This window comes from Vreelandella gomseomensis (genome assembly GCF_031451645.1).
Classification (GTDB): Bacteria; Pseudomonadota; Gammaproteobacteria; order Pseudomonadales; family Halomonadaceae; genus Vreelandella; species Vreelandella gomseomensis.
Map to the genome: position 1 here is coordinate 31,937 of NZ_JARWAI010000008.1, position 16,170 is coordinate 48,106.

General features: G+C 61.8%; 18 protein-coding genes and 4 tRNA genes. 12 read left to right on the plus strand and 10 right to left on the minus strand.

The genetic code is table 11. The annotated features are described in order from the left end of the window. Positions 1 to 56: 56 nt before the first annotated feature. On the plus strand, positions 57 to 2,138 hold the full coding sequence (locus tag QC815_RS11555) for a S9 family peptidase (protein WP_310539860.1): 2,082 nt from the start codon (positions 57 to 59) through the stop codon (positions 2,136 to 2,138). Here the strand turns inward: QC815_RS11555 and QC815_RS11560 are convergent. Further along, positions 2,122 to 2,304, minus strand: a complete 183-nt coding sequence (locus QC815_RS11560) for a hypothetical protein (protein WP_310539862.1) — start codon at positions 2,302 to 2,304, stop codon at positions 2,122 to 2,124. The genes QC815_RS11555 and QC815_RS11560 overlap by 17 nt on opposite strands. Before the next feature lie 15 nt (positions 2,305 to 2,319). Between QC815_RS11560 and QC815_RS11565 the strand changes: the two genes are divergently transcribed. Next, positions 2,320 to 2,481, plus strand: coding sequence for a hypothetical protein (locus tag QC815_RS11565; RefSeq protein WP_230448271.1), 162 nt, complete (start codon positions 2,320 to 2,322; stop codon positions 2,479 to 2,481). Between the two features lie 45 nt (positions 2,482 to 2,526). On the opposite strand, the gene QC815_RS11570 is transcribed toward QC815_RS11565, so the two are convergent. The 8 genes from QC815_RS11570 to grxD all read right to left on the minus strand — a co-directional run bounded on the left by QC815_RS11570 (position 2,527) and on the right by grxD (position 8,450). Then, positions 2,527 to 2,982 (minus strand): YcgN family cysteine cluster protein, encoded by a 456-nt coding sequence (locus QC815_RS11570; RefSeq protein ID WP_230448270.1) that lies wholly within the window; start codon positions 2,980 to 2,982, stop codon positions 2,527 to 2,529. 11 nt (positions 2,983 to 2,993) lie between these two features. Beyond that, a complete protein-coding gene (locus QC815_RS11575; protein WP_230448269.1) occupies positions 2,994 to 3,593 on the minus strand; it encodes an acyl carrier protein phosphodiesterase in 600 nt (199 codons plus the stop codon). After that, positions 3,590 to 3,886, minus strand: a complete 297-nt coding sequence (locus tag QC815_RS11580) for a YcgL domain-containing protein (protein ID WP_230448268.1) — start codon at positions 3,884 to 3,886, stop codon at positions 3,590 to 3,592. Before QC815_RS11580 ends, QC815_RS11575 begins: the two co-directional genes overlap by 4 nt. Then, a complete protein-coding gene (gene rnd / locus QC815_RS11585; RefSeq protein ID WP_230448267.1) occupies positions 3,883 to 5,016 on the minus strand; it encodes a ribonuclease D in 1,134 nt (377 codons plus the stop codon). Before rnd ends, QC815_RS11580 begins: the two co-directional genes overlap by 4 nt. Positions 5,017 to 5,065: 49 nt before the next feature. Beyond that, positions 5,066 to 5,671, minus strand: a complete 606-nt coding sequence (gene recR, locus QC815_RS11590; RefSeq protein WP_230448302.1) for a recombination mediator RecR — start codon at positions 5,669 to 5,671, stop codon at positions 5,066 to 5,068. 3 nt (positions 5,672 to 5,674) lie between these two features. Beyond that, on the minus strand, positions 5,675 to 6,001 hold the full coding sequence (locus QC815_RS11595) for a YbaB/EbfC family nucleoid-associated protein (protein ID WP_230448266.1): 327 nt from the start codon (positions 5,999 to 6,001) through the stop codon (positions 5,675 to 5,677). 36 nt (positions 6,002 to 6,037) lie between these two features. After that, the gene (dnaX, locus tag QC815_RS11600; protein WP_310539868.1) at positions 6,038 to 7,954 is read right to left on the minus strand and encodes a DNA polymerase III subunit gamma/tau; all 1,917 of its coding nucleotides are present in this window, start codon (positions 7,952 to 7,954) and stop codon (positions 6,038 to 6,040) included. Between the two features lie 145 nt (positions 7,955 to 8,099). Continuing rightward, positions 8,100 to 8,450 carry a Grx4 family monothiol glutaredoxin gene (gene grxD, locus QC815_RS11605; RefSeq protein WP_230448264.1) on the minus strand — a complete coding sequence of 117 codons (351 nt, stop codon included), beginning with the start codon at positions 8,448 to 8,450 and terminating at the stop codon, positions 8,100 to 8,102. Between the two features lie 179 nt (positions 8,451 to 8,629). On the opposite strand from grxD, the gene argF reads away from it, so the two are divergent. The 3 genes from argF (at position 8,630) to QC815_RS11620 (ending at position 10,454) form a co-directional block, all read left to right on the plus strand. Next, the gene (argF, locus tag QC815_RS11610) at positions 8,630 to 9,556 is read left to right on the plus strand and encodes an ornithine carbamoyltransferase (protein ID WP_230448263.1); all 927 of its coding nucleotides are present in this window, start codon (positions 8,630 to 8,632) and stop codon (positions 9,554 to 9,556) included. Between the two features lie 193 nt (positions 9,557 to 9,749). After that, on the plus strand, positions 9,750 to 10,178 hold the full coding sequence (locus tag QC815_RS11615) for a DoxX family protein (protein WP_310539871.1): 429 nt from the start codon (positions 9,750 to 9,752) through the stop codon (positions 10,176 to 10,178). Between the two features lie 33 nt (positions 10,179 to 10,211). Next, positions 10,212 to 10,454, plus strand: a complete 243-nt coding sequence (locus QC815_RS11620) for a hypothetical protein (RefSeq protein WP_310539872.1) — start codon at positions 10,212 to 10,214, stop codon at positions 10,452 to 10,454. Positions 10,455 to 10,535: 81 nt separating this feature from the next. Here QC815_RS11620 and QC815_RS11625 read toward each other — a convergent pair. Next, a tRNA-Ala gene (locus tag QC815_RS11625) sits at positions 10,536 to 10,611 on the minus strand. Between the two features lie 246 nt (positions 10,612 to 10,857). Between QC815_RS11625 and uvrY the strand changes: the two genes are divergently transcribed. The 7 genes from uvrY (at position 10,858) to nadB (ending at position 16,161) form a co-directional block, all read left to right on the plus strand. Then, on the plus strand, positions 10,858 to 11,508 hold the full coding sequence (uvrY, locus tag QC815_RS11630) for a UvrY/SirA/GacA family response regulator transcription factor (protein WP_230448260.1): 651 nt from the start codon (positions 10,858 to 10,860) through the stop codon (positions 11,506 to 11,508). Between the two features lie 49 nt (positions 11,509 to 11,557). After that, on the plus strand, positions 11,558 to 13,372 hold the full coding sequence (uvrC, locus tag QC815_RS11635; protein ID WP_230448301.1) for an excinuclease ABC subunit UvrC: 1,815 nt from the start codon (positions 11,558 to 11,560) through the stop codon (positions 13,370 to 13,372). Between the two features lie 95 nt (positions 13,373 to 13,467). After that, entirely contained in the window at positions 13,468 to 14,016 is a 549-nt protein-coding gene (pgsA, locus tag QC815_RS11640) for a CDP-diacylglycerol--glycerol-3-phosphate 3-phosphatidyltransferase (protein WP_230448259.1), read from the plus strand. Between the two features lie 84 nt (positions 14,017 to 14,100). Then, a tRNA-Gly gene (locus QC815_RS11645) sits at positions 14,101 to 14,175 on the plus strand. Positions 14,176 to 14,187: 12 nt separating this feature from the next. Next, positions 14,188 to 14,261 (plus strand) — tRNA-Cys (locus QC815_RS11650). A gap of 33 nt (positions 14,262 to 14,294) precedes the next feature. Next, positions 14,295 to 14,381, plus strand: a tRNA-Leu gene (locus QC815_RS11655). A gap of 199 nt (positions 14,382 to 14,580) precedes the next feature. After that, positions 14,581 to 16,161, plus strand: a complete 1,581-nt coding sequence (gene nadB, locus QC815_RS11660) for an L-aspartate oxidase (RefSeq protein ID WP_230448258.1) — start codon at positions 14,581 to 14,583, stop codon at positions 16,159 to 16,161. Positions 16,162 to 16,170: the final 9 nt, after the last annotated feature.

The window sequence follows — 16,170 nt, forward strand, 5'->3', positions numbered from 1 at the left end:
CCTCATGAGGGTGCATGCACCCAACGTAGATTTTCCGTTATGGTACCTATCAATTTATGAAAGCACAGCCAGCCTTGCACGTCGGCCACCCGGTTACCGACTATTATCGCGCGAATGATCCCCAATGGCACTGGTTGGAGCAGCGCGATGACACCGCCGTCAGCGACTTTCTGACTGCGGCCAATAATCAGCACGCTACGTGGTTCAAACCACTGGAACCGCTTGCGGATACGCTTTACGACAGCCATCTACGCCGCCGCGAACTGGCCGTCACCAGCCTTCCGACAACGCTCGACCACTTTACGTTCTGGAGCGAAACCGCCGCCGACGAGGACTACCCTCGCTGGTGGCGGCATCGCAACGGGCAACCTGAAACACGCGAACTGACGCTGGACGTCCCCGAGCGCGCCCACGGCCAGGCCTTTTACGACATGGGCGATATGGCCCTTTCCCCAGACGAGCAATGGCTCGCCTGGACCGAGGATACCCAGGGCGACGAGCGCTTCCAGCTATGGCTCAAGCGCCTCCCCGACGGTCAGCCGACACCGCTGCTGAGCGACATCGGCCCGGGGGTCTGCTGGGCGGAGGATCAGACCTCGGCGGGTGCATCGCTGCTGTTCAGCCGCTTCGACGACACCCAGCGCCCGGACAGCCTGTGGTCAATCTATCTTGCTCTTGACCAAGCGCCGCACGGCAAGACGGAAACCCTGTTGCTGCGCGAGGAGGATCCGGAATTCTGGCTGGGGATGGGTAAAACCCGCTCCCGGGAATGGCTGGTTCTGGAAAGCGCCTCCAAGGACACAAGCGAAGTCCACGTGATCCCGGCCCGGACGCCGACGCACCCGCCGCGCTGCCTTCAGCCCCGCCAGCCGGGGGTCGAATACACCATCGACCACCGGCCCGGCGTATTTTATCGCCTGCATAATCAGGCCAGCACGCATTTTCAGCTGGACTGCTTACCCATCGACGCGCTGGATGCCGATACGCCCGCCTGGCAGACGCTGGTCGCCGCGCGCCAGGACGCCACGCTTGAAGGCGTTGACGCCTTTGCCTGGGGGCTGATGCTTGGCGAGCGCGACCATGACCAGGCCCAGGTTCGCCTCCGTCAGCTTGAGCTTGACGACCGGCATCAGATTACCCGTGACGACTACCTCGCCCAGCCGGAGCCGCTGTGCTCGCAGCTGCTTGAAGATGCACCGCACTTTGACACCCGGGTGCTGCGCCTGCGAGAAGAGTCGTTTACGCGTCCGCCCAGCTGGTACGCGCTGGATCTGACCACCGGCGAACGCACCCTGCTCAAGCGGGTACCGGTGTATGGCAGCCTGGCGCCGGAGCAGTTGACCAGCCGGCGCATCTGGGCGACCAGCGCAGACGGCGAACGCGTGCCCGTCTCGATCGTCAGGCGCAGCGACCTCGACCATCAGCCGCTGCCCACCCTGCTGTATGGCTACGGCGCTTACGGCGAACCCCTGGATCCGTGGTTTTCCATTGCTCGCCTGGAGCTACTGGAGCGCGGCGGCGCCTTTGCGGTAGCCCACGTACGCGGCGGGGGCGAGCGCGGTGAACCCTGGTACCTCAATGGCAAGATGGCGCACAAGGAGCACAGCTTCGATGATTTTCTCGCCGCGCGCGACGCCCTGGCCGATCAGGGACTGAGCGACCCCCAGCGTATTGTCGCCTGCGGAGCCAGCGCCGGGGGGCTGCTGGTGGGTACCTGCATCAACCGTGCGCCCCAGGCATTTTGCGGCGCGGTGCTGGAGGTGCCCTTCCTCGATGTACTGCGCACCATGCAAAACCCGTCTCTGCCGCTGACCACCGCCGAATACAGCGAGTGGGGCAACCCCAACGACCCCGCAGTAGCCGAACGCATTGCCCGCTATTCGCCTGTCGATAACATTACCGCGCAAGCCTACCCGGCGTTGTGGCTGGAAGGCAGCTGGTTCGATACGCGGGTAAGTTACTGGGAGCCGGCGAAATTCTATGCAAGGGTCAGTCAACAACAGCAGGGAACCGCGCCCGTCTTGCTGCATACCGACATGAGCAGCGGCCACGGCGGTGCGTCCGGTCGCTTCAAGGCCTGGCGTGACGCCGCTCGCCAGGATGCGTTCATCCTGTGGGCGCTCAACCTGGCGGATTGACCTTGCCGACGCTGAGGGCGGCTGGTGCTAACGCCCTCGGCATTCTGCCAAGCATCACCTTGGCTGCCTGGTCTTTGCGACCGCTCACCCATTTTATGGAAAACATTTCCATAAAATGAAATTGTATGGCATATTCTCCTTTAGTCGAATCTTCCGGCAACGCCATTTTGAGGAGAACACCATGGCCTATCGCGAGCACTTTCCCACTATCTGGGACGCCCCGCAAAAGCCGCGCACCCGCAAAGCGGCCTCGCCCGCTCACACGCTGACCGAGACCGCAAAGCCGGTTAAAGAAGTGTTTTTATCCATCTGGGACAAGCCGACCCGCACGCCGACCGTCTAGAGAGCACTATGATGCCTGGCAGCCAGGAAGGCCCAGGCCGGCGGGCTACATGGGCAAAACGGCGATAATGTGGGATTCCAGCTGATGCTCGGGAACGTCGTCCTGGGAGACGGCATAGCTGCGGACACTGACCCCTTTACGATGCACGCGCTCTGCATCGTTACTCAGCAAGGGGTGCCACCCGGCAAGCTTGCGCCCTTCTGCGACGCGTCGATAGCCGCAGGTCGTGGGTAGCCAGGTGAACTCCTTAACCAACTCAGGCGTGAGCTGAGTGCAATCCGGCACGTAGGCAAACCGGTTAGGGTAATCGCTGCACTGGCAGCTGTGCGTATCCAGCAGCCGACAGGCGACATTGAGCACCGCCAGCTCCTGGCTATCTTCATCGTGAAGCTTCAGCAGGCAGCACTGTCCGCACCCATCGCAGAGCGCTTCCCATTCGGCAGGCGTCAACTCTTCCAGCGTATAACGCTCCCAAAAGCGTTCACGCAGCTCGCTCGTCATTGGCTCACCTTTCAATTTCCGTCACGGCTCGTCTGTGGGGCTAAATCGCGCTGAGCGCCCAACGCCGCGTAAAGCGCTGGCCAAAGCACCTCGAAATCGTCTTGCAACCGAGCGTAATCATCGTGCAGCCACGGAACAAGCTCAGCCAGCCGATTGGGGCCTGAAAGCCGTCTGCCAACCCCGGCGATCGCCTGGCAGGTAAAGGTAAAATCGGCGTAGCGGCTCAGCCAGTCGTGGCTGACCAAAGGGCCCACCATCCCCGCCAGGCGGTTGGGCGCCGAACGCTCACTGAGCAGCTGGTAACAGCGCTCGATCAAGGCCTGTTGGCGGTGATCGGTCTGGTGCTCCAGAGATAGAAAATGATCCCAGACAATGTCCAGTGCGATACCCGCCACCCGGCGCTGCGGGGAAGGCACTCGGCGCAATACCGCGCGGGTACACGGATGGCCATCCACCCAGGCGTCCACTCGACGGTGGTGGCGAATCCCCAGGGCGGTGGCCGCGGGCCAGGCCGAGAGATCGCCGCCCTTGACCCCGTCGGCAATCAGGTTGCCATAGAGAAAGTCGTCGCTCCCTTCCCGGGCAAGCCAGGCGTGGGCGAGAAAGTTCATGTGTCCTGGGCACGCTGCTCGGCCAGGTGCTGCGCCAGCAGATTGGGCTCATCGCCGGGGGGCATCTGCAAATAAAACCCCTGGTCGGCAATCGCCTCTATTACCTCGGCGGCATCGGCGCGCGCCAGCTTTTTGTCCGCGGTCAGTATCATGGTCAGCAAGGGCTCGGGTTTACCAAATGACCCCAGCAGCGCCTCGGGCACGTGCTCAAGCCCCTGACGCTTGTCCACGTAAAGGTACATGGCTTCTTTACGCGTGCTTTTGAAGATTTCACACAGCAGTTTATCGCTCACGCTGCCTGCGCCTCCAGCGCCGTCGTCAAATCGTCGTTAAGGCGTTTACCGCGCCACCCCGTGGGCAGAATCAACGGCGAGCCCGCCAGGGACTGCATGACCAGCGCTTCCAGATCACGACGGCGCATTAGCATCTCCGGGGCGACCCCCAACTGGGTTGCGTGTTCGTTGATCACTTTCTTCAACGCCTTGAAACGTCGCTTGAAGCCCGGCTGCATGGGATCCGGCCAGGGCGTGGGCAGCCGCTCGCCGGGCGTATGCTGCGCTTGCTTGACGAACCCGAGCAGCGCGTCGCCTTCCTTCTTGATAAGCGGCGGCGTCAACCCCTCGACCTGGGAAAGCTCATAGCGATTGGTCGGCATCGCTTCCGCGATGGCCATCAGCCGTTTGTCGCTGATCAGCCAGTTACGCGGCAAATCGCGGCGGCGGGTCTCGCCTTCCCGCCAGGTGGTCATCAGCTGATACGCTTCAAGCTGGGCGGCGTTCAGCCGCCATAGCTGGCGCTGACGGGTGTACCACTGGGTATCGTTATCGTCGCTACGCCCCGCCTGATCGATCAGTTGACGGCAGTCGCTCTCCAGCCAGTCCAGACGATCAAGGCTTATCAACGCGTCGCGCTGCTTAGCCCAAACCTCCAGCAGATAGGTAACGTCCAGCGCGGCATACTCGCACTGGGCAGCGGACAGCGGACGTTCGAGCCAGTTGGAGCGGGTTTCTTCCTTGGGTAACGTCTTGCCGACCCAGGCCTCCACCAGTTTCTGGTAGCCCATGCCGGGATTATCGCCGAGAAACCCCTGCGCCACCTGGGTATCGATCAAGGGGCTGGGCACGACACCCGCCCAGATCTGGAGCACCTCGAGATCTTCGCTGCAGGCATGCAGCAGTTTGACGGCCTGGTTCTGCAGCAGGTGTCGAAAGGCGTCGGTACAGGACGTCGCCAGCGGGTCGACCAGAAAGGCGTGCGTCCCGGCGCTGAACTGGATCAGCGCCGGCACCGGGAAGAAGGTGTTTTCCCGGAAGAATTCCGTATCCAGCGCGATGACGGTGGCGTCAGCCACCTGCGCGCAGGCGTCGTCAAGCGCCTGTGGTGAGTCAATCCAGCTGATATCAGCGGGCTGAGATGAAGACAAAAGGCTATTCCCTGTCAGTACAACCGCCTGAGCGCTTGTTTAAAGTGAGTTATTCGCTGCTGAACGGTTGGCGGCCGTTAAACGCCCGACTCAAGGTGCCGCCGTCCACGTATTCCAGCTCGCCGCCCATGGGCACGCCGTAGGCCAGCCGCGACAGCGTCACGCCGTAGTCCGTCAGCAACGACGCAATATAGTGGGCGGTGGCCTCGCCTTCCACTGTCGGGTTGGTGGCGAGCACCACTTCGCTGATTTGGCCCTCGGCCACTCGAGCTTCGAGCAGATCCAGGCCGATGGCCTCGGGCCCCACGCCGTCCAGGGGCGACAGGTGGCCGTGCAGCACGAAGTAGCGGCCCTGGAAACCACCGGCTTCTTCAATGGCCAATTGGTCGGCAGGGGATTCCACCACGCACAGCAGATGATCGTGACGCCGCGGACTTTCGCACAGCGCACAGATGTCGGCCTCGGTCAGGGTTCGGCAGCGCTGGCAGTAGCCGACCTCGTCGATCGCCTGCTGGATGATGGCAGCCAGCTTCTCGCCGCCGGGGCGTTCGCGTTCCAGCAGGTGCATTGCCATGCGCTGCGCGGTTTTCGGGCCAACGCCCGGCAACACGCGAAAGGCCTCCATCAGCTGTTCGACCAGTGGAGAAAAACGCATCATTTAAAAGGGCATTTTGAAGCCCGGGGGCAAGTCAAGCCCGGCGGTGGCTTCTTCCATCTTGGCCTTGGAACTGACCTCAACCTTGCGCACCGCATCGTTGACTGCGGCGGCGAGCAGGTCTTCTAGCAGTTCCTTGTCTTCCTCCATGACACTTGGGTCGATATCCACCGAAATGACGTCGTGGCGACCATTCATGGTAACGCTCACCATGCCGGCCCCGGCCTCGCCCAATACTTCCGCATCGGCCACTTCTTCTTGGGCACGCTGCATTTTTTCCTGCATCTCTTGGGCCTGTTTCATCAAGTTGCCCATGCCGCCTTTCATCATGATAAGACTCTCCGATTATCGGTTGACTGCACCGCGTCAGCGCGTGGCGTCAACGGGTTTGACACTGGTTTCGACAAGCTGGGCACCAAAGGCCTGCTTTAACTCTACTACATGGGGGTCGCGCTGCAAGACATCAACCGCCTGGGCATGGCGCTGGGTCTGATGGCGCATCTCACGTTGCCGCGGCGTCTCCAGCGTCTCGGGTAGTGCTTCCACAAAAAACACCACCCGGCGCGTTACCCCGAGCTCGGCGAGCGCCTTTTCGATGCGGGTCTGGTGCACCTCGGCCTGCATGGCCGCCTGGCTGGGCGCCAGGCGTAGCGTCAGGGTATGACCATCGTCGCTTTCCAGCAGGCAATTGGCCGCCAGGTTGCGCGTCAACCCACCCAGCCCCAGCGCATCGAACTGGGCCAGCCACTGGGCGTGATCCCAATGCCCGGCCGTTACGCTTGCCTGGGCTGTTGCTGGCGCTGGCGCTGGCTCTGGCTCTGGCTCTGGCTCTGGCTCTGGCTCTGGCTCTGGCTCTGGCTCTGGCTCTGGCTCTGGCTCTGGCTCTGGCTCTGGCTCTGCGTTCAGTATTGGCGGATCCTGAGGTTCGTCAAGCGACCAGGGTGGGGCTTGGGCTGTTTCCTCACCCGCAGGCACTTGCTCGCCGACAGACGCCCTTTCACTCGCGTCTGCGTCTTCGCCAGGTGACATGTCGCCGCTATCCGCCGCAGCGTTAGCACTCGCCTCTGCCTGAGGCGGCGGCGGCGAGGTCATTGCGTGCGCCTCGGGCTGAGCGCTGTCGTCGGCACCTGAAGGGCTTTCAGGCTGCAGCGGCAGCTTGGTCGTCGGCGGCTTGGGCACCCCCTGAGGGCGGAATGCCAGCATCCTGAGCAGCGTCATTTCAAGCGCACTGCGTAAATCGGGGGCGTGCTGCATATCACCCCGGCCCTGAATGCCGATCTGATAGTACAGCTGAATATCCTCGGCGCTGAAGCGCGACGCCAGTTGAAGGATGACGTCGCGGTCGCCGTGACTGTTATCCACGGCATCGGGCACCATCTGCGCCACCGCCAGGCGGTGCAGCATCCCCGTGACATCGTCCAGCACAGCGGCAAAATCAGGGCTTTGCTCGGCCAACTGACCAATTTCTGACAGCAGGCGCGGCACGTTGACCTCGGCCAGCGCTTCGATCAACGCAATCACGTGACGGTGATCCAGCGTACCCAGCATGGCGGCGACGTCGGCGTGTCGAACGGCGCCCTGACCAAAGGCAATGGCCTGGTCGGTCAGGCTCATGGCATCGCGCATCGATCCTTCGGCCGCCTTGCCCAGCAGCCAGAGCGCGCTATCGTCGAATGCTACGCCTTCACTGTTCAAGATGTGCGTCAGGTGGGTCACCACCCGTTCCGGCGGCATGTGCTTGAGCGTGAACTGCAGGCAGCGCGACAGTACCGTGGGCGGCAGCTTCTGCGGATCGGTGGTCGCCAGCAGAAACTTGACGTGGGGTGGGGGTTCTTCAAGGGTCTTCAGCAGCGCGTTGAAGCTGCTGGTCGACAGCATGTGCACCTCATCGATGAGGTACACTTTGTAGCGCCCCTGGGTAGGCGCATATTGCACGTTATCGAGCAGCTCGCGGGTGTCTTCGACTTTGGTCCGCGAGGCGGCGTCCACTTCGATCAGGTCGACAAAACGCCCTTCGTCGATGGCCTGGCAGCTATCGCACTGACCGCAGGGTGTCGACGTCACGCCCTCGTCGCCGCGCCCCTTGGCGGTGCAGTTAAGGCACTTGGCCAGGATGCGCGCAAGCGTGGTCTTGCCGACACCGCGGGTACCGGTAAACAGATAGGCGTGATGCAGGCGGCCCTGATCAAGGGCATTGACCAGAGCGCGCTGGACATGGGCCTGGCCCACAAGCTCGTGGAATGTTCGCGGCCGCCACTTACGGGCCAGAACCTGATAGCTCATTGAGCATGACATCCTTTGGCGGGGTGGCTTGTCACTAGGGCGTTTCGGGGCTGCTCCATCGACACCCCAGCGCCAGGACAAAAGCGTATTCTAGCGACTGCGCCACGACCCGCCAACCATCTACCTCACGGGCTTGGCAAGCCTGTCAGGCGTTGTCGCCGCTCTCATTGGCCGCAGCGCGTTGCCCCGCTTCTTTTACCAGCGTTTCCAGCTCGCCGTTCTGATGCATCTCAACGACGATATCGCACCCACCGACCAGCTCGCCTTCCACCCACAGCTGCGGGAAGGTGGGCCAGCTGGCGATTTTCGGCAGCTCGGCGCGAATGTCCGGGTTATCCAGCACGTTAACGAACGCAAAACGCTCACCACAGCTCATCAGTGCCTGAACGGTCTGGGCCGAAAAACCGCACTGGGGCAGTTGAGGCGTGCCTTTCATGTAAATCAGGATCGGGTTTTCGCTGATCTGGCGCTGAATGTTTTCGGCTGTTGTGCTCATTGCAGTCTCCTAGTCTTGATCATGGCAAATGATTTGTCGTGCAGCATGCAGGGCATCATCATGAAATACCCGAGCGTATCGCTCAACCTTAACGGGTGTTCGCCATTCTACGCGTGCCTACCACGTTGCGCATCCCCCAGGGCATCGCTAGGATGGGGTTTTGCGCGGAGACTACCTTCATGGCGACACGCCATTTTCTGACATTACTGGACTTAACGCCCGACGAATTGCACTACTTGATCCAGCGCGCCATCACCATCAAGAGCAATTTGAAGGCCCAGGGCCCTCGCTATACGCCGCTGCCCAACCGGACGCTGGCGATGATTTTCGAGAAATCATCGACCCGGACGCGGGTGTCGTTCGAAACCGCCATGGCGCAGTTTGGCGGCCATGCGCTGTTTCTGTCTCCCCGCGATACGCAGCTGGGCCGCGGCGAGCCCATCGAAGACACCGCCCGCGTACTGGCCGAGATGGTCGATGCCGTGATGATCCGCACCTTCTCCCACGCCGGGCTGGAAACCTTCGCCAAGGCCAGCGATGTGCCAGTAATCAACGCGCTGAGCGACGACTACCATCCCTGCCAGCTGCTCGCCGACGTCATGACCTGGACCGAGCTACGCGGCAGCGTTAAAGGCCGCACGGCGGTATGGATCGGCGACGGCAACAACATGTGCCATTCGTGGATCAATGCCGCGCGTCAGTTCGGCTTTCACCTGCGGGTGTGCTGCCCCAAGGGCTACGAGCCGCGGGCCGATATCATGGCCGCTGCCGGTGACCAGGTAAGCCTGATGCACGACCCGCAAGCCGCCGCCAAGGATGCCGACCTTATAACCACCGACGTCTGGGCGTCCATGGGCCAGGAAGAAGAGCAGGCCAAACGCGAGGCGGATTTCGCTGGCTTTCAGGTCACCGAAGCCCTTCTCGACAGTGCCAAGCCCGACGCGCTGTTTCTTCATTGCCTGCCCGCCCACCGCGGTGAAGAAATCAGCCACACGCTGCTTGACGATCCGCGTGCCGTGGTTTGGCAAGAAGCCGGCAATCGCCTTCATGCCCAAAAGGCACTTATCGAATTCCTGCTGCTGGGCAAGGTCAGTCCTCAGGCCTGACGCCCCGTGGCCGCTTGAAAACGGGGGAGATACCTCCCCCGCCCCTCACCAAGCCCCTCCCCCAAAGATTACATCCGATTTTTTGCTCTCCTTGCTGTAAGGATGCCCACTTAACTCCGACCTAACGATGTACAGCCCATCAAGAGGAGGAGGGGAGCATGCATACACGATTTAAGACGGGGGAGACTCACTCATGACCAACTCACAGCTGAACGCAGCCGACACCAGCCCGCAGGTGCCCTGGGCACACTGGCTGTTACGCTTCGCCATGGCGAGTGTTTTTCTCTACACCGGCGTTGATAAGTTCACCGGCAGCGGCATTCAGGGGTTTGCCAGCGCGATGAACCTTCCGGTGATCATTGCGCTGGCAGTGGCGCTGGGTGAGCTCGCCATCGGCTTGCTGGTGCTGGCGGGCGGATGGCTTGCCGGACAACGGGGAGATGTCGTCACCCGGCTTGGCGCGCTGGGCGCCGTGCCGATCCTGCTCGGCGCCATCTTCATGGAGCACTGGGGACAATGGCACTTCATGGCCACCCCCAGCCATCCGCTCGGCGGCATGATGTTCCAGGTCACACTCCTGCTGATTGCCCTTTACCTGATAGCCAAGGGCAACCGCGCCTAGGCAGCCTCAACCCACCCGGATGGAGATATTGTGATGACTCAGAACACGCGGCGAAACCTGCTCGACAGCCTTTCCAAGGGGATGGCCTACAGCGTACCGGCGGTTGCCATTGTGGTCGGCATTTCCGCCGCCCACGCCATCTACTCGGACACCACTCCGGAAACAGGTTATTACATGTTCGCCTCGGCCGAAGCGGAAGCTGGGCCGGAAGCGGGTTCAGAAGGCGAAGCAGAGGGCGAAGCAGAGGGCGAAGCAGAGGGCGAAGCCAGACGCTAATAGCCACTTGCTTCACATCCAATACGCAGCCCAAAAAAAACGCCCTGTCAGCAAAACCGACAGGGCGTTTTTTCGGTGTCTTGGTGGAGCCTAGCGGGATCGAACCGCTGACCTCAACACTGCCAGTGTTGCGCTCTCCCAGCTGAGCTAAGGCCCCACACGCTGTCGTTGCAACAGCGAGGCGCATACTACGACGCAAGGTCTCGCAGGTCAAGGTTTTACGCATTTCATTGCTTACTAATTCTCCTTTACCGATAGCTGTGGCACTCTAGAGGGCATGACAGGGTCATATAGCCGGAGTAGCCAGCTTGTTTGGCGGCTGATGGGGCGCACGCGACATCGACCCAGCTTCTGGAATCCACACGCATGTGTATTGTGACGTCTCAATACAGGAGCTTGTCCTTTGATCAACGTTTTAATCGCCGATGATCACCACCTGGTGAGAACAAGCATCGCCCACCTGCTCAATGACGAGAGCGACATCCGGATCGTGGGCGAAGTGGATGACGGTGAAAGCGCCGTGTCCAAATGCCGCCAGCTGAGGCCCGACATTGTGCTCATGGACATACGCATGCCGGGGATCGGCGGCCTGGAAGCCACCCGCCGCATCCACCGCGGGATGGAAGATATCAAGGTATTGATCCTGACCGGGCACCTGGAGGACAACGTCGCACGACGCATGCTAGAAGCCGGCGCCTCCGGCTTCCTGAGCAAGGGCACCGACGCCGCTGAAATGGTCAGCGCCATTCGTGACGTGTTTCACGGCCGCCGCTACATCAGCCAGGAAATTGCTCAGCGCCTCGCCATGCTACACTTCCACACCGAAGACAGCCCCTTTACCCAGCTGTCGCACCGCGAGCTACAGATAGCGCTGATGATCGTCAACTGCCAGCGGGTTCAGGATATTTCCGATCGCCTGCACCTGAGCCCCAAAACGGTCAACACCTACCGCTACCGCCTGTTTGAAAAGCTCCAGGTAGCCACCGACGTGGAACTGACACACCTTGCGCTGCGCCACGGCCTGGTTGACGGGTTTGAACGGGCGGAAGGCTGACCCCATTGACCTGACCACTCGTCGATTCTGAAGGCTACAACGTTTGACTATGACCTTTGATGCCAAGACATTTTTAAGCACGGTAAGTACGTCACCCGGCGTCTACCGCATGCTGGATGCATCGGGCGACACCCTCTATGTCGGCAAGGCAAAGCGTTTGAAAGCTCGCCTGGCCAGCTATTTTCGCGGCCAGCTCAACGCCAAGACCCAGGCCATGGTGGCACGCATCGCGGATGTCCAGGTCACCGTCACGCGCAGCGAAACGGAAGCGCTATTGCTCGAGCAGACGCTGATCAAGGAACTGCGCCCGCCCTATAACATCCTGCTGCGCGACGACAAGTCATACCCTTTCGTGTTTGTCAGCGACCGGCATCCCTATCCTGCCCTTGAATACAAACGCGCCCGTCAGCGGCGCGACGACGGCCGCTATCTGGGGCCTTACCCCAGCAGTGGCGCGGTTCGCGAAAGCCTTGCCCTGATGCAAAAGATCTTTCGCATCCGCAACTGCGAAGACAGCGTTTTCGCGCATCGCTCGCGTCCCTGCCTGCAGTATCAGATCCAACGCTGCAGCGCGCCCTGCGTTGGCTACATCTCCGCCGAGGATTACCGCCGTGACGTCGAGCACGCCGTGATGTGCCTCGAGGGCAAGAGCGAGCACGTCACTCAGGCGCTCAGCGCGTCGATGGAGGCGGCAAGCCAGGCGCTGGATTTCGAGGAGGCCGCCCGCTTCCGCGACCAGATTCAGCAGCTACGCAAGCTCCAGCAGCGCCAGTTCGTCGACACCGAAAGCGGTGACGCGGACATCTTCGCGCTGGCCAAGCGCCCTGGCGCCCTGGGCATTTCGGTGTTGAGCGTGCGCGACGGACGGTTACTCGGCGCGCGCCACCACATGCCCAGAAACGACCTCGACCTGACGCCGGAGCTGCTGCTTGCCGAGGTCGTCAGCCAGTACTACCTTGGCCAGCCGCACAACATCCCCAGCGAGGTGATCACCAGCCACCCGCTCGAAGAGGCTGCCCTGCTGGCGGATGCCCTCTCCCAACACGCCGGCAAACGTATCCGTGTCACCAGCCAGGTGCGGGGTCATCGCGCCCAGTGGCAGCACTTGGCCATGACCAACGCCGAGCAGCAGCTTGACGCACAGCTTGCCAATCAAAGCCAGTTGAGCGAGCGCTTCAGCGCCCTACAGCAGGCTCTGGGGCTTGAAACGCCCCCCCAGCGGCTGGAGTGCTTCGACATCAGCCACAGCCACGGTGAGGCAACGGTGGCCTCCTGCGTGGTGTTTGACCAGCAGGGCCCGCGCAAAAGCGACTATCGTCACTTCCGCATTGAAGGCGTGGCGGCAGGCGATGATTACGCCGCCATGCAACAGGCCCTGACGCGGCGCCTCAAGCGGATCAAGAACGACGAGGCGACCCCGCCGGACATCCTGATTGTCGATGGCGGCAAGGGACAGCTGAATATGGCCAGGGAGGTGCTGGAGACGCTGGACATCCACACGATCACGCTGCTCGGCGTCGCCAAAGGCACGACCCGCAAGGCCGGCCTTGAAAGTGTCTTTCTTGACACCCCCGAGACGCCAGTGCCTCTCGACCCGGCATCGCCGGCGCTGCACCTGATTCAGCATATCCGTGACGAGTCGCACCGCTTTGCCATTGCCGGCCACCGCGCCCAGCGCGACAAGGCACGCCGCACCTCGACGCTCCAGGATATCCCCAAGGTCGGCCCCAAGCGGCGGCGTGAACTGTTGCGCTTCTTCGGCGGACTGCAAGGCGTGCAAAAAGCCAGCAGCGCCGAACTGGCCCGCGTTCCGGGCATCAGCGACGCCTTGGCCGAGAGTATTTATCGTGCCCTGCATGGATAAACGCATCGCGAACATGGATGCCATCGGCCAAGGCAGATAGAATAGCGCCACACCATTTTATTTCCACGACTCCACGGCAAGGATCGCACCTCGCGATGAACATACCCAACATCCTGACGCTCGCTAGAATCGCGTTCATCCCCCTGCTGGTGGTGCTGTTTTATCTGCCCTTCAGCTGGAGCATGCCCCTCGCCGCTGGCCTGTTTGCCCTGGCATCAATTACCGACTGGCTGGACGGCTATCTGGCACGACGCTGGAACCAGTCAACGCCGTTCGGGGCCTTCCTTGATCCGGTGGCCGACAAGCTGATGGTTGCCGTTGCCCTGGCCTTGCTGGTAGAACGTTTCGACACCATGGTGCTCACGCTTCCCGCGCTGGTGATCATCGGGCGTGAAATTGTCATTTCAGCGCTGCGCGAGTGGATGGCGGAAATGGGCAAGCGCGGCATGGTGGCGGTTTCCTGGATCGGCAAGCTCAAGACGACCCTGCAGATGGTGGCTCTGCTGGTGCTGCTGGCATTTTCTCCCGACCACCCGCTGGCACAGCTTGGCGTGGTCATTCTTTACGCCGCGGCCATACTGACGCTCTGGTCGATGATTCAGTACCTGAAATCCGCCTGGCCGCACCTCAGCCGTTCGATGTAAGTGGCTGATTCGCCAAAGTAGCTTTCCTGTAAAATGTTTGATTGACATGCCCGATGCGTTGCGTATAATTCGCCCTCGAGTCGAGCGGGAATAGCTCAGTGGTAGAGCATCGCCTTGCCAAGGCGAGGGTCGGGAGTTCGAATCTCCTTTCCCGCTCCAACGACTCAACGAGGCTGGATGGCAGAGTGGTTATGCAGCGGACTGCAACTCCGTGTACGCCGGTTCGATTCCGACTCCAGCCTCCACTTTTTCTGTGCACCGATACTCGTCGTTGCGCTGCCCGGATGGCGAAATTGGTAGACGCAAGAGACTTAAAATCTCTCGGGGGTAACCCCGTGCCGGTTCAAGTCCGGCTCCGGGCACCATTATGTAGCCATCCCCGCTTTCTTCGATTTTTCCAGTCCTTAGTGTCGCCTGTCGTCATTCTTGTCCTTAGATAAATCGATGCCCGTCATCGCCATCTGTCCGACACCGCGCTATCATGCCTGCCTTCGCCCAACGATCATCAGCCACCCCTGGCCACTTCGATGGGATCTTTAGGACACGCCTGCTAAGGAGCTCCCCATGACAACGCCCTCCTCGGATATCCTGATCATCGGTGGTGGCGTTGCCGGATTGACCTTGGCCCTGGCGGTCGCCGATACGCACAGCGTGGCGCTGATACGTCCGGCTCAGGATGACAAGGGGGCGAGCCGCTGGGCGCAGGGTGGGATTGCCGCAGTACTCTCCCCCGACGACCATGTGGATGCCCACGTCAACGACACCCTGATTGCCGGGGATGGACTATGCGACGAAGCGGCCGTCCGCTTCACGGTCGAAAGCGGCCCGGAAGCCATCGCCTGGCTGATAGATAGCGGCGTCCCCTTTACCCCGGATCATGCCGCCGATGCGCGCTACCCTTTTCACCTGACTCGCGAAGGGGGGCATAACGCCCGACGGATCATTCACGCCGACGACGCCACCGGTCGTGCCGTGGTGGATACGCTACTAAAGCGCGTCATGGCCCATCCCAATATCCGCCAGCACCACCAGCTCAGCGTCACGGGATTACTCCAGGATGCCCAGGGCGCCTGCATAGGCGCCAATGCACTGGACGAGCAGCAGCAATGGCATGCCTTGACGGCCCGCCACACGGTGCTGGCCACCGGAGGCGCCAGCGGGCTTTACCTGCACACCACCACCCCCGCTCCGAGCAGCGGTGAAGGCATGATCATGGCGGCAGAGCTGGGCGCTACCCTGATGAATCTGGAGTTTCAGCAGTTTCACCCTACCTGCCTGTACGACCCCGAGGGCCCCGCGTTTCTGATCAGCGAAGCCGTGCGAGGCGAAGGCGGCTACTTGCTCAACGCGGCCGGCGAGCGTTTCATGCCGGCGCTCGACGCGAGAGCGGAACTCGCCCCCCGGGATGTAGTGGCGCGCGCCATTGACGCTGAAATACAGCAACAGGCGCTGCCCCACGTCTGGCTGGACGTCCGCCACTTGGGCGTGGAGGCGATTCACCATCATTTCCCGACCATTCAGGCCCACTGCGCATCGCGCGGCCTGGATATTACCCAGCAGCCGATTCCGGTAGTGCCCGCCGCCCACTATAGCTGCGGTGGCGTCGCGACTGACCTCAGCGGGGCTACCGGCGTACCGGGGCTCTTCGCCATTGGCGAAACCGCCTGCACGGGGCTGCATGGCGCCAATCGGATGGCCAGCAACTCGCTGCTCGAATGCCTGGTATTTGCCCGCAGTTGCGCGCAGACCATCCAGGCAGCCGCACCGGTCCAGCAGGACTTCGACGTCAAGCCGCCCACCCTGCCCGCCGCCGAGGGCGACATCGACGCTCAGGTGGCGGCGCTTCGCCAACAATTGCGCGTCACCATGAGTCAGCACGTGGCCATAGTAAGAAGTGTTGCGGGCCTTGCTTCCGCAAGCGCTGTCCTCGACGACATTGACAGCAACCTTGCCGAGATCAGCGCGACGCAGACGACCGCTGACTTACAGCGCTTGCAGCAACTGACCAACCTTGCCCGCTTGACGGTCATCGCCGCGCAGCAGCGCCATGAGTCGCGAGGCTTACACTTCAGCTCCGACTGGCCCGGCCACGCCGCGAACAGCCAGCCGTCACGGCTGACCCTCCGTGACCTGACCAGGCACTAAAGGGCAGCG

What these genes read in the sequence shown, in the direction of transcription:
- QC815_RS11570 (WP_230448270.1), bottom strand. Translation starts at nt 2,982, where the DNA reads ATGACGAGCGAGCTGCGTGAACGCTTTTGGGAGCGTTATACGCTGGAA.
- argF (WP_230448263.1), top strand. Translation starts at nt 8,630, where the DNA reads ATGGCGACACGCCATTTTCTGACATTACTGGACTTAACGCCCGACGAA.
- QC815_RS11555 (WP_310539860.1), top strand. Translation starts at nt 57, where the DNA reads ATGAAAGCACAGCCAGCCTTGCACGTCGGCCACCCGGTTACCGACTAT.
- QC815_RS11560 (WP_310539862.1), bottom strand. Translation starts at nt 2,304, where the DNA reads ATGGCGTTGCCGGAAGATTCGACTAAAGGAGAATATGCCATACAATTT.
- grxD (WP_230448264.1), bottom strand. Translation starts at nt 8,450, where the DNA reads ATGAGCACAACAGCCGAAAACATTCAGCGCCAGATCAGCGAAAACCCG.
- uvrC (WP_230448301.1), top strand. Translation starts at nt 11,558, where the DNA reads ATGACCTTTGATGCCAAGACATTTTTAAGCACGGTAAGTACGTCACCC.
- QC815_RS11620 (WP_310539872.1), top strand. Translation starts at nt 10,212, where the DNA reads ATGACTCAGAACACGCGGCGAAACCTGCTCGACAGCCTTTCCAAGGGG.
- QC815_RS11565 (WP_230448271.1), top strand. Translation starts at nt 2,320, where the DNA reads ATGGCCTATCGCGAGCACTTTCCCACTATCTGGGACGCCCCGCAAAAG.
- QC815_RS11595 (WP_230448266.1), bottom strand. Translation starts at nt 6,001, where the DNA reads ATGATGAAAGGCGGCATGGGCAACTTGATGAAACAGGCCCAAGAGATG.
- QC815_RS11615 (WP_310539871.1), top strand. Translation starts at nt 9,750, where the DNA reads ATGACCAACTCACAGCTGAACGCAGCCGACACCAGCCCGCAGGTGCCC.
- nadB (WP_230448258.1), top strand. Translation starts at nt 14,581, where the DNA reads ATGACAACGCCCTCCTCGGATATCCTGATCATCGGTGGTGGCGTTGCC.
- QC815_RS11575 (WP_230448269.1), bottom strand. Translation starts at nt 3,593, where the DNA reads ATGAACTTTCTCGCCCACGCCTGGCTTGCCCGGGAAGGGAGCGACGAC.
- dnaX (WP_310539868.1), bottom strand. Translation starts at nt 7,954, where the DNA reads ATGAGCTATCAGGTTCTGGCCCGTAAGTGGCGGCCGCGAACATTCCAC.
- recR (WP_230448302.1), bottom strand. Translation starts at nt 5,671, where the DNA reads ATGCGTTTTTCTCCACTGGTCGAACAGCTGATGGAGGCCTTTCGCGTG.
- pgsA (WP_230448259.1), top strand. Translation starts at nt 13,468, where the DNA reads ATGAACATACCCAACATCCTGACGCTCGCTAGAATCGCGTTCATCCCC.